Origin of the sequence: Bifidobacterium sp. UTCIF-39 (assembly GCF_006408715.1) — a bacterium.
Lineage (GTDB): Bacteria > Actinomycetota > Actinomycetes > Actinomycetales > Bifidobacteriaceae > Galliscardovia > Galliscardovia tissieri.
Map to the genome: position 1 here is coordinate 42604 of NZ_JEOG01000023.1, position 11774 is coordinate 54377.

The 11774-nt window shown below is 61.7% G+C and carries 6 protein-coding genes, 1 tRNA gene and 1 pseudogene; 3 read left to right on the forward strand and 5 right to left on the reverse strand.

The window, feature by feature from the left end; genetic code table 11:
- Positions 1-5: 5 nt before the first annotated feature.
- Positions 6-1421: a hypothetical protein gene (locus EP30_RS10940; protein ID WP_181160860.1), complete on the forward strand. Its 1416-nt coding sequence runs from the start codon at positions 6-8 to the stop codon at positions 1419-1421.
- 38 nt (positions 1422-1459) lie between these two features.
- On the opposite strand, the gene EP30_RS09200 is transcribed toward EP30_RS10940, so the two are convergent.
- From EP30_RS09200 to EP30_RS09210, 3 genes are all read right to left on the reverse strand, one after another.
- A complete protein-coding gene (locus EP30_RS09200; protein ID WP_140558089.1) occupies positions 1460-2026 on the reverse strand; it encodes a TetR/AcrR family transcriptional regulator in 567 nt (188 codons plus the stop codon).
- Between the two features lie 104 nt (positions 2027-2130).
- Positions 2131-4497, reverse strand: a complete 2367-nt coding sequence (locus EP30_RS09205) for a YhgE/Pip domain-containing protein (RefSeq protein WP_140558093.1) — start codon at positions 4495-4497, stop codon at positions 2131-2133.
- 21 nt (positions 4498-4518) lie between these two features.
- Positions 4519-7215: a YhgE/Pip domain-containing protein gene (locus EP30_RS09210; RefSeq protein WP_258185453.1), complete on the reverse strand. Its 2697-nt coding sequence runs from the start codon at positions 7213-7215 to the stop codon at positions 4519-4521.
- 379 nt (positions 7216-7594) lie between these two features.
- On the opposite strand from EP30_RS09210, the gene EP30_RS09215 reads away from it, so the two are divergent.
- On the forward strand, positions 7595-8410 hold the full coding sequence (locus EP30_RS09215; protein ID WP_140558096.1) for a hypothetical protein: 816 nt from the start codon (positions 7595-7597) through the stop codon (positions 8408-8410).
- Positions 8411-8618: 208 nt separating this feature from the next.
- Here EP30_RS09215 and EP30_RS09220 read toward each other — a convergent pair whose 3' ends face one another.
- On the reverse strand, positions 8619-9809 hold the full coding sequence (locus EP30_RS09220; protein ID WP_140558099.1) for a pyridoxal phosphate-dependent aminotransferase: 1191 nt from the start codon (positions 9807-9809) through the stop codon (positions 8619-8621).
- Between the two features lie 381 nt (positions 9810-10190).
- Positions 10191-11523 (reverse strand): annotated as a pseudogene (locus tag EP30_RS09225) (SAM-dependent methyltransferase).
- 74 nt (positions 11524-11597) lie between these two features.
- Here EP30_RS09225 and EP30_RS09230 point away from each other — a divergent pair.
- Positions 11598-11670: transfer RNA gene (locus tag EP30_RS09230), tRNA-Lys, on the forward strand.
- The last annotated feature ends 104 nt before the right edge of the window (positions 11671-11774 follow it).

An 11774-nucleotide genomic window follows, 5' to 3' on the forward strand; every position in this document is an offset into this window, starting at 1 on the left:
AGAACATGACGAATTCCGAAAATGAGCCACAGGTCGACAACACGGGGGTACGGCCTGACGGAACGCGGTCCGAGGGGGATGGCGTGGCCGAAGCGGCTCAGTCGAAACCCGATACAACGCCGGAGCCGATGCCGGAGTCGACGTCGTCATCAGACGTTGCTCCAGCCGCTGTAACTGATCCGGCAGATGGTCATGCTGCGTTCGATGCCGAATCGAAGCCCGAACCTGATGCCGAAGGCCAGCCGGCCGGCGAGCGCTTCTCGCAAGAGGACTGGTTTGATCATGCCCTGTCATCGCCCGGTGCCGATTGGGGCAATGGAACGAGCGGTGCCACAACCAGTGCCGCGCCGACGCCTGGTTTCGACCCGGTGCCGTGGCCGACAGTCGACATTCCGCAGCCTCATTTTGGAACAGCCGTGCCGGACACCGCCGTCCCGCCATCGCCGGCTCAGCAGCCATCGCAGCCGACACCGGTGCAGCAGCCGACCGCAGGAACGCAACAGTCGATGCCGCAACAGTCCGTGTCTCAACCGTCTGTGCCGCAATCGTCTGCAATCCCGCAGCCGCCCGTCGTGACGGCATCACAGCCGGCATCGCAGCCGTCGTCAACGCCGCAACCGGAACCGACCTCGCAACCGGCTCCAGCACCAGCTCTCGTCGCATCGACTCAGGTACCTGCCGTACCTGCGAAGGACATACAGCAGGCGGGATTCTACGACCGCAAGGGCAATCTGGTCATTCCCGATGTCCCGTCGGCGAATACGTCGTCTGTGCCGCCTGTGTCGCCTATGCCTACCGCGTCTGCCGTGCCGCCTGTGTCTGCTGTGCCGCCTGTGTCGCCTGTGCCTGCCGCGCCGCAGCCATATCAGTCACAGCCATATCCGAACGTAAACGGTCAGCAGTTCGGCCAGACAGTGCCGCCGCAGCCCGTACCGACACCGCCGCAGGCTTCCTCTCCGCAACCGGCTTCAACGTGGCCCGCACCCGCCCAGCCGCAGCCGGCCCAGCCGATGCCGCGCTCGCCGTATACGCAACCGACCTATGCGCCGAATCCCAACGTTGCTCAACAGCCACCGCAGTTCCAGCCTCCGGTGCAGCCGCAACCACAGCCGGTCCAGCCGCAGTTCCAGCAGCCGCAGCCGCAGGTTCCATACACGCCGTCCTATCTTCCGCCGCAGCCGCAGCAGCGCAACAGCCACACCGGCGTCATTATCGCCGTGATCGTGGTGGCGGTGATCGGGTTGATAGCCGCGATCGTGTTCTTCATCGGCGTGGTGTTCGGCGCGCTTGACGCCGGACAGGATGACGGTTACGATTTCGACTTCGGCAGTGATCCGTATGGATTTGAAGACGGCGGTTCCGGTCCGGATGACAACATCCAGGCGTCGATCAGAGCCGCGTTCGATCAGCTGAATCAGTAAATCAAGTCATCGAACGAAGACAATCCGGGACCGGTGTCCTACGCGGCGATGGTCGGCCAGATCAGATTGGTCATACGGGCCGGCCATCCGTCGTCGATCGTGCCGGTCAGCGCCTCGCAGGCGATCATCGATCCGAGAATCGTACCGAACAGGAACTTCGCGTCGATACCCGTGCGGAACAGTCCGTTCCTCACTCCGCGATTGAAGAACGATTCGAGCGTTTGCTCCTCCGGCGCGATCGCCTGTTTCACCAGCGGCTGGAAGAATGCTTCCTCCGAGGAGAGGATGATGCCGATGGCTTTCACGCCGATCCCGCTGACGAACCGTTCCACCATCTTGCGCATCATAAGCTCCAGATTGTCACGCGACGGTTCCAGATCGGCCAGTTCGGGTGATGACGACATTTCCAGCGCGCTCACCTTGTTGAGCAGATCGGCGGTGTTCTCGTACCGACGGTAGATCGTGGTCTTGGCCACGCCGCTCCGCCGGGCGATCTCCTCGATTGAAATGCCGCCGATGCCCTTGGTCATGGCGATCTGCAGTGTCGCCTGCAGGATCTTGCGATCGGTTTCCTTACGCGTCTTCTCTCCGCGTTGCGATGTCATCGTATCCTCCCATCAACGCAACTCTCATCGTCGATATTCGATATCGTTCGTGCCGGTTCACGACGATGTTCGCCGGCACGAACGGATTTCTGATTGCTGATTTCCTAGATCAGCTTGGTGCTTTCCACCTGTGCCACATACCATGTGTTGAATTTCACCAGCGGCTTGCGCAGCACCAGACCGAGCAGCAGCGTCGGCAGGACGAACAGCAGCAGTGCGCCGATGGCCCGCCAGTAGTCGTTGTCGTAGATGCCGAACATGGATGCGCGGATGGCGTTGATCGTATGCGTGGCGGGCAGGAACGGACTGATCTGCGTGAAGATGTCCGGCAATACGACCAGCGGATACGCGCCGCCCGAGCCGGAGATCTGCAGCACCAGGAACAGCACGCCGATGGCCTTGCCCACGTTGCCGAACGACACGACCAGCGTGTAGATCATGAAGATGAACACGAGTCCGCTCACCCAGCCGGTGAGCAGATACAGGAACGGATGCTCGCACTGCACACGCAGGAACAGCAGATTGCCGAGGAACAGGCAGGTGGTCTGCATGAGTGAGATCAGTGCGAAGATGCCGAACCGTCCGAGATACATCTGATACGGGCGGAGCTCGCCGGACCGCGCCTTGCGCTTGGCGGATTTGGTGGCTTTTGCAGTCTTAGCGGTCTTGCTGGCCTCGCCGGTCTCGCCGTTGCCGGCATCCTTCGCCTGCCCGCCATCGGTAGCGCCGGCTCCTGCCCCGGCGTTGCCGTTCCGGGCGAGCGATGTGCGAATCTTCCTGCTCACCGACGTCTTCAGCGTGACCGCCATGAGCAGCGATCCCACCCACAGCGGCAGCGTGGTGTAGAACGGGCTGAGTGCCGAGCCGAAGTTGTCCGCCTTGAACACCGCATGACGCGTGACGCCTACCGGCGCGGCGATGTAGTCGGCCAGCTGTTCGGCGTCCGTACCCAGCGCCTGCTTGATCATCGAAGTGTCGCTGCTGGTCAGCGCATCGCCGAGCTTGTCGTGCAGGGTCTTGAGCTTTTCGGCCGACTTGTTGAGATCGTCGGCCACGCCGGCAAGCGTGGTGCGCATGGTGCCCAGCTGCTTGGACGCCGAGCCGCTCGAACCGGACAGGTCCGTCACGGCACCCTCGAGCTTGGCGGCCCCGCCGCTCAGCGTCTGCGCGGTGTTCGCCACGGTGTTGGCAAGCGAGGTGATCTGCGGTTTGAGGTTGGCGTCATAATCGTTCGTCAACGACGTGATGTCGGACTTCGCCTGCGCGGCAAGTGCCTTGATGTCGTTGCGTTCCTGTTGTGCGGAGCTGTTGCCGGATTCGATCTTGCCGGCCGCGTCGTTGAGCTTGTCGCGCAGCCCCTGCTGTAGTGTGATCACACCATTGAGCTGGCTGATCATGGCATCGGTCTGCTTGGTGACGTTGTCGATCACGTCCTGACCGATCTGCGTGCTCGGCTGCGTGGCGGCGATATCGCTGCGGAACTGGCTGAGATCCTTGACGATCAGCTGGTATTCGACGATCTGTTTGTCGATGCTCGTCGCCTGATCGCGCAACGCGGTCGCACTATCGGCGGCCTGCGTGTTCACCGAATCGAACACGGCGTCCACTCCGCCGGCGACGGCACCGTAACTGTCCGCCGAGTCGTTCAACGCCGTGGACAGAGAGGACGCCGATCCCTTCAGCGCGTCGGTGATCGTGCCGCCGGCCGCCTTGGCGTCGCCGATCGAATTCTTCGCATCGCTTGCCGCACCGGACGCTTGCGTGAGTAGCGTCGACGAATTGGTGATCAGCGACTGTGCGGAATCGGTGAGCGACGAATATGTGGTGAGCATGCCGGACGCGTCGGTCATCTGTTCGGACAGTTTGCCGATATGGTCGTTCATCGTGCCGAGTCGGCTCTGCACGTCGGCGTCGTCAAGATAATCGGACAATGACGACACGATGTTGAGCGCCACGTCGCTGAGCGTGCTCGCGAACATGTTGTTGATCTGCGCGGCCACCTGATCGGCGCCCTGGCCGGTCACCTTGGGGGCGAGCGCGTTCTTCTTCTCGTTCGTGTAGTACGTGAGCTTGGCATGCTGCACGTCGGAGTCGAAGAACGTCATCATGTCCTTGCTGAACGATTCGGGGATCACCACGGATGCATAGTATTTGCCGGATTTCACGCCGTCCACCGCGTCGTCCTTGGTGGTGATCGTCCAGTCGAGCTGGTCGTTGGCGCGTAGCGCGTTGAGTACCTGATCGCCGACGTTGATCTTCAGCGGCACGAGGTCGCTTTTGTATCCTTCGTCCACGCTGGCCACGGCGAACTTGAGGTTCTTCGTGTTGCTGAACGGATCCCAGCTGGCCACCACGTTGAACCAGGTGAACAGCGAGGGGATGGCCACCAGGCCGATCACGATGATGATCGACACCACGTTGCTGGTGATGCGCTTGACGTCGCCGATGAACAGTCGCCAGATCTGTCGCATGATTCCTCCTTCTCCTGATTCCTAGTGCTGCTGGTTGGTATGGGTGCCGGATGATCCGGATGACGAGCCGTGGGTGTGGGTCGAACCGTGTGCGTCCGCGTGCGCCGGCCTGGTCGGCAGTCCGAATGACGGCCGCTGGATCGTCTTCAGGTACTTGCGTACGGAGAACAGGTCGCGGATCTCGTCGTCGCTCATCGCGCCGAGCAGCATCTGCCGTTCGATGGTGTCGCGAATGTATTCGATGGCGAGCAGGAATCCGATGATGATCAGCACCCATGCCACCCAGGCGCCCAGCATCAGGGCCTTGCGGCTGGTGTCCGCGAACGCCGGGTTGAGCGAGAACAGCAGGGTGAGCGCGACCGGCACCACGAATCCGGCGATCAGGCCGCCGATCTTGAGACGCGGATAATGCCGGGCGAATCGCATGGCGCGACGGTGGGTGCCACTGCGGTAGCCGGCGTGATCGGTCATGGCGCTCATGGCCTGCGAGAAGCGGTACGCGCGGTACGGCACTTCGCTCTGCTCGCCGATGATGATGTCGCTTTCCTCGATCTCCCTGGCGAACAGTCCGTTGAGATTCGTCAGGTACGGGCGCAACACGAGACCGAGGATGAAGCTTGCCACCACGAACAGCAGCAGGTGCCCCACGGCGGTCGCATACTGGTTGCCGTAGAAGCCGCCGATCGTCTCACGGAGCGCGTCGATGCTGTACGTGAACGGGAAGAACGGGTAGAGACGCTGGAAGAATCCGGGCATCATCTCGATCGGGTACAGGCCGGACGCGCCGGGGATCTGCACGATCACGAGCACCACGCACAGCGCCTTGCCCACGTGCTGGAACGTGACCGACAGCGCGTACGTGATGCTCAGATAGGTGAGCGACGTGATCACGCCGGTGCCGATGAACGCGGGCACGTTCGCCGCCTGCACGCCGATGATCAGATCACCCACGCAGCATACGATCGCCTGCAGGACGGCCAGGATCGCCAGCAGCAGCCAGCGGCCCATGTACGCCTGGCGGACGGTGAGCCCGGGGATATCCTCGTCGTCCACTTCGAGCTTGACGATCACCATGAGCACGAACGCGCCCACCCACAGCGACAGGTCGGTGAACAGCGGTGCCATGCCCGAGCCGTACGCGTTGAGCGGGAAGATCGTCGTGGTCTTGAGCGTGGTGGGGGAGAACATGAAGTCGGCGATCTTGGAAGCGTCCAGATTGCCGCCGGACGTGATCTTGCTCCAGGTGTCGGAGCCGACGAGCGCGTTCACGTCGGTGCGCACGGTATCCGTGTCGTCGCGGAGTGTCTTGATGCCGGCGTCGGTCTGGTCGAGCGCCTTGTCGGTGGCGTCGAGCGTGGAGATCAGCTGGTCGAGGATCGTGCTGGTCTGGTCGATCAGGTTCGACTGGCTGGTGATGCCGCCGGCGAGGTTGCCGCTGACTCCGGCCAGCTGCGTGAGTCCGGAGTTGATCTGCGGGATCGTGGTGCCGGACAGCGTGCTGCGGTAGCCGTTGACGTTGTTGAGCGTGTTCTGCACGGTCGCGTCGAGTGTGTTGGTCGCGCCGGCCACGGTGTTGGCCGTGTTGACGGTGTCGGTGTTGAGCTTGTCCAGATTGCCCAGGGTCTGGGCGAGGGACTGGTTGCGCTGCTTGAGTCCGCCGTTGCCGGTCTTGCCGTTGACGATCTCGTCGAGACGGGTGCGCAGCTGGGAGTCGGCGGGCAGTGAGGCGATTACCGATTCGAGTGAGTTCAGTGTCTGCGCGTTTTGATCGGTGATCGTCTTGCCGGTTTCGATTGCGCCCGACACTGTACCGCTGGCCGTGGTGATCGTGCCGGCGACCTTGCCCACCGACACGTTCGCCTTCGACGAGGTGTTCGAGATCAGGGACGATCCTTTGTCGAGCGTGCTCGACGTGTTCGCCGCGAACGAGTTGATCGCGTTCGTGCTGTCGGTGAGCAGCGACGATGTCTGCTTGAGCCCGTCGGTGAGCAGTCCGGTCTGCGTCTTCACGTCGCTGAGGGTGGACTTGGCGTCCTGTGCCTTGCCTTTGGCCTTGCCGACCGTGGTCTTGAGATCCTTGACCGAGCCGCGGGCGTTGTCGAGCTTGGTCACTGTGTCGTCGAGCGAGCTCGACGCGTCGGTCTGCGCCTGCGTGATCTGCTGTGACGTGTCGTTGAGCTTGGTGTTGAGCTGCGAGACGATCACCTGACTCGCGGTTGACACGAACGTGTTGTTGATCGTCGTGTCGAGCGTGGTGGAGCCGACGTCGGTGATCTTGGGTGCCACGGCGTTCGCCTTCTCATTGACGTAGTACTGCAGTTTCGGCTGCTGGAAATCGCCGGACAGCAGCGTGGCCAGATCCTTGCTGAAATCCTCGGGAATCACGAATGCGGCGTAGCTTTTGCCGGACCGTACCTCGTCGAGCGCCTGATCGCGGCTCACGTAATGCCAGCCGAGCTGGGTGTTGCTTTTCATCGCCTGCACGATCTGATCGCCCAGATTGAGCTCGCCGAGCAGATCGTTCGTCGTGCCCTTGTCCTCGTTCGCCACGGCCACCTGAATCTTGTTGGTGTTGCCGTACGGGTCCCAGAATCCGTAGATGTTGACCCACGCGTACAGCGATGGGATGACGATCAGGCCAACGCAGATCACCCATGCCGCGGGCACTTTGGCCAGCCGTAGCAGATCTCGTTTCACCAGCCGTAGAACATTCCTCATAACAACCCCTCGTCATGTCCGGTCGGTCTTGTTGTCGAACCTTGTTGCCGACGCCGTTTGATCTGTTGATCGTGTCATCGATCGTTTGCCGATCGCATTATCGATTTCCAACCCACTACGTTTACCGTAGCACTACGACATCCGTAGCGCTAGGGGATTCTCGGCAGGCGGTTGGCGTACATGGCGTTCTGTGGGACGATCGCGTTCGGAGAACCGCCATGTCATCCCGTCGGATTATCGAGAAACCACGTCCGTCGCACTACACTGGAGACCAATACCGGCCTGTCGTCGCGGCATCACGGACTCGTCGGCGGGTGTCAGGACGACTATTCATTGCCGATTCATATCGGGCATATCGAACGTATCGAGGGGGCTGAGCATGACGGTGTATCACGCAGGGGACTACCGCAAGCATTCACGCCGGGGAAGTCATCGCGGCAAAGGCGGTGCCGGTGGCAACGGGGGCAATGGTGGCGGCAAACTCGACCGCAACGGTCGCGTCTCACTTGGCCCGTGGAATCCGCTGTGCGCCATCGCCGGCGTGCTCGCGGTGCTGTCCGGATGCGCCACAGCGGCTCGTGCCATCGCCCCCGCGCGCATGCCGGAACTGTTTGCAGGCATTCCCGTCAACGCGTTGATCATCCTCACCGTGGCGCTCGCCGTGATCACGCTGATTCTGGTGATCGTGGCGCGTAGGGTCGCCCACAAGGCCGGGGTCGGCCACGGCATCGCCAGCACGTGGGGCATCATCGCCCTGGTGCTGTCCCTCATGCTCGCCGGATGCGGATGGGCCGCGAACACGCTGTTCCCGCAAGGCGTGGTGGAGGAGAAGGTCCTCGACACGGCGCCGATCGACGATCCCAAGGCCATGGAGGCGGATCTGGACAAGGTGTTCGGCACCTGCACCAGCGGCTGGCAGGGTATGGACGCCAGCTCCTACCCGGGCGTCAAGTCCGTTGAGATGTGCAGCGACACTCGGGTGGTGTTCGCCGTGTTCGACAATGACACGTCCGTGGGCATCTACAAGGCGCCGATCGCGTCCAAGGCGAGGGAGGTACTTGCGCAGTATCAGGATCAGGCGGGCAACGCCAAGTATTCCATGCTCGCCGGCAAGCGATGGGTCCTCGTGGGAGAGCAGAAGGGTACTGAGACCCTGCAGAAGACGTGGGGTGGAAGCATCAGCAACATCGAGTAGGTACGCGGTCCCGAATCGGCGTGCACTATCGGAGCGCTGACAACAACCCCTCACATGGAATCGTATCTCCGGTTATCGCACTGACTTATTTCAGTCGAATGATCGGGGGGCGGTTCAACGTGAGGGGCTTTCGTTTGTATTGTCATCGGTCCGGTCGGCGGCCGGAAACTGGTCTGGTTGGCCGCCGCCGGTTGGTCGCCGGTGGGGCTTACAGGCCGTACACCTCGTGGGCGAACTTCTCCAGCACCGGAATCGAACGCTTCACCTTCTCCGTATCGATGCAGTAGGCCATGCGGAAGTAGCCGGGCACGCCAAAGCTTTCGGACGGCACCAGGATCAGGTCGTACTCCTTGGCCTTGAGACAGAACGCGGTGGCGTTGTCCTCCAACGCCTTCGGGAAGATGTAGAACGTGCCGCCGGGGCGCACCACATCGAAGCCGATGCCGGTCAGCGCGTCGTACAGCAGGTTCATGTTGGTCTCGTACACGGACAGGTCGCTCGTCGTGTCGAGCACCTTCGACACGCCCAGCTGGATGGAGCTCGGCGGGCAGTTGTGTCCGGTGCCTCGCGAGATCTGGCCCATCATCGGCACGAGCAGATCGGCGTCGGTGGCCTTCGGGTTCACGGCCACGTAGCCGATGCGCTCGCCCGGAAGGCTCAGTGACTTGGACCACGAGTAGCAGGTGAGCGTGTTCGCGTAGAACTTGGCCGGGTAGGGCTGCGTGCCGCCGTCAAACACGATCTCGCGGTACGGCTCGTCACTGACCAAGAAGATGTCGTGGCCGTATTCCGCCTGCTTGGCGGTGAGGATCGACGCCAGCTTCTCCAGCGTGGCCGCCGAGTACACGGCTCCCGACGGGTTGTTCGGCGTGTTGATGAGGACCACCTGCACGTTCGGGTTCAATGCGGCCTCGAACGCCTCGAAGTTGATCTGGAAGTTCTCCGTGTCGGCGGGCACGATGGTGAGCTTCGCGCCGGTGCCCTTCACGTACGGCTGGTATTCGGGGAAATACGGGGCGAACGTGATGATCTCGTCACCGGGCTTGGTCACCGCGCGCATGGCGTGGGCGAGAGCGCCGGCGGCACCTGTGGTGGGGAAGATGTGATTGCCGGTGTACTCCATGCCAAAGCGGCGGTTGAGCGAGTCGGCGATCGCGTCCTTCACCGAGGGGATGCCCAGCGAGGGGGAGTATCCGTGGATCGCCACCGGGTCACCGTGTTCATACAGGTCGACCATGGCGTTGGTGAAGCTGGCCGGTGCCGGTACGCTCGGGTTGCCGAGGCTGTAGTCGAACACGTTCTCGTAGCCGATCTCGGCTCCGCGGGCGGTCGCGTATTCGCTCAGCTCGCGAATCACGGACTTGCCTCCCAGCATCGCCTTGTAATCCTCGTTGATCATTGTTGTCTGCTCCTTTTCGCTCGATGATTGCCGTTTTATCATGACGCGGAGAAGTGGAGGTGGTCGTGTCGGCTTGGTGAGATGCCGGTGCATATGCGCGGTGCGAGGCGTCGGTTTGCGGACTTTGAGGTATAACCGGCCTTCGCTAGGCAGATTAGGGCTCTTGTCAAGATCTATGTGCCGTTCGCTAGGCAGTCGTCCACTACAACCTTGTCAAAATCCTTGGGGTTACAACACGGCGATGGTTGAAATGCCGCAGGTATTCGGAACCATGTGCCTAGGGAAGAGGGGTTAGACCTCTGCAAGAGGCTGAATCTGCCTAGCGAAGCAGGGATAGCACCGAGGTTGCCGGCCGGCTGCCTCGTCTGGGGGTACTGGTGTCTAGCTATTCGTCGGTTTTCTTGTGATCATCAGCGTATGCTGGCCGCTCGCCGTGGTGGTGGCGAAGATGTAGGTGTCGCCGCCGTCCTTGAGCTTGAGCTTCTTGCGCAGCGTCGCCACGGGCATGGGGAAGTTGCGCACCGCGATGTTGGCATGCGTAATGCCGGCCAGCGCGGATTTCAGCTCCTTCTTGCCCATGCCGGTGACGCGGTCGATGAGAAACGCCCTCCCTTGGGAATCCTGGAATCGGCTCGATCGAGGTGAACAGGTGACTGTTGGGACCGATCTGTCGAAGCCCGTGCCGCGCATATCGCCGTTCAAGCAGATCGAAGCATCCCGCCTTCATGATCGAGGCATTGGGCTCGAACAGGTATCGAGGCTCGGTTTTGTCGTGGCCTATGGAATCAGCTTCTGCGGAGACGACGTTGGTGGCTTCCGCGTTGAGGATTCGTCCCTCGGCATCGACCGTGTACTCGAGCACATCGCCATCATTCACGCAGACCACGCGAATGGAACGCTCCTCCGCCGCATCGCCTGCTCCCACGGCGGCGTGCATCCGCGGGGATGCCAGCACCACGAGCAGCTCCTTGCATTCATTGCCGGCGGATACGATATGAACCTCCCGCACGCAGCTCCCATCGGCCACGGTCTTCCGCCAGTCAAGCATGGGGGAGAGCTTCACCATCACCCAATCCGCCTTGGAGAGCAGCATGCTCTTGAGCGCGAGCACATCCGGCGTGCAATCCGCGATCGCGTAGGTGCGCGCCCCATGCGCATCACGTCGGGCCGGATCAAGAAAGATAAGCGTGAGCTCGGTGGCATCGGAGGGATCGTCCCCGCGCGTTGCACTCCGATCCGGCATTCCCGCGAGATACTCCTCTGCATCCCCGTTCACGATCATCACATGATCCAAGCCAAGCGCACGCATGTTATGCTCGGCGATCTCGCACAAATGCGACTGCCGCTCCACGTACGTCGCATGCGCAAATCCGCGCGCCATGTAGGAGAAATCCACGCCGAATCCGCCGGTCAGATCCACCAGCGTGCCACGCGGCTCTTGCGATCCGGTTACCGCGCGCACCACGCTCGCCTTGTACTGCGCGGTCGACTGCGACGAACACTGCTCCATGGAGATGTGCGGCGGATAGATCACCCCATCGTGCGCGGCCCACTCCGGTAGTTTGGTACGCGCTCGCTGCCATCCCGCGATCTGATCAAGCACGAACGGCATGTCGATCTCGCTGCCGTCCCTGCCCGCGTGCAATGCCAGATCGCGTACGTCGTCATTGCGGTGCGATCGAATGAATTCCCAAGTCTGTGCGCTGATCTTCACCCGCCCATTGTACGAAAATCTTTCGAGCCATATGGGTTGAATTATTCGGAGATGCCGTGTATCTTAGAAATGTTGCCCCTCTAGCTCAACGGTTAGAGCAGCGTCCTTTTAAGTCGTGGGTTGTGGGTTCGAATCCCACGGGGGGCACCGCGAATAAGCCTCGAAGCCAATGATTCCAACGGTTTCGAGGCTTTTGCATTCCCGGCAGAAACGGCGTTCTGGTAGTTAAAAGGACGTGATGCATCATTTAT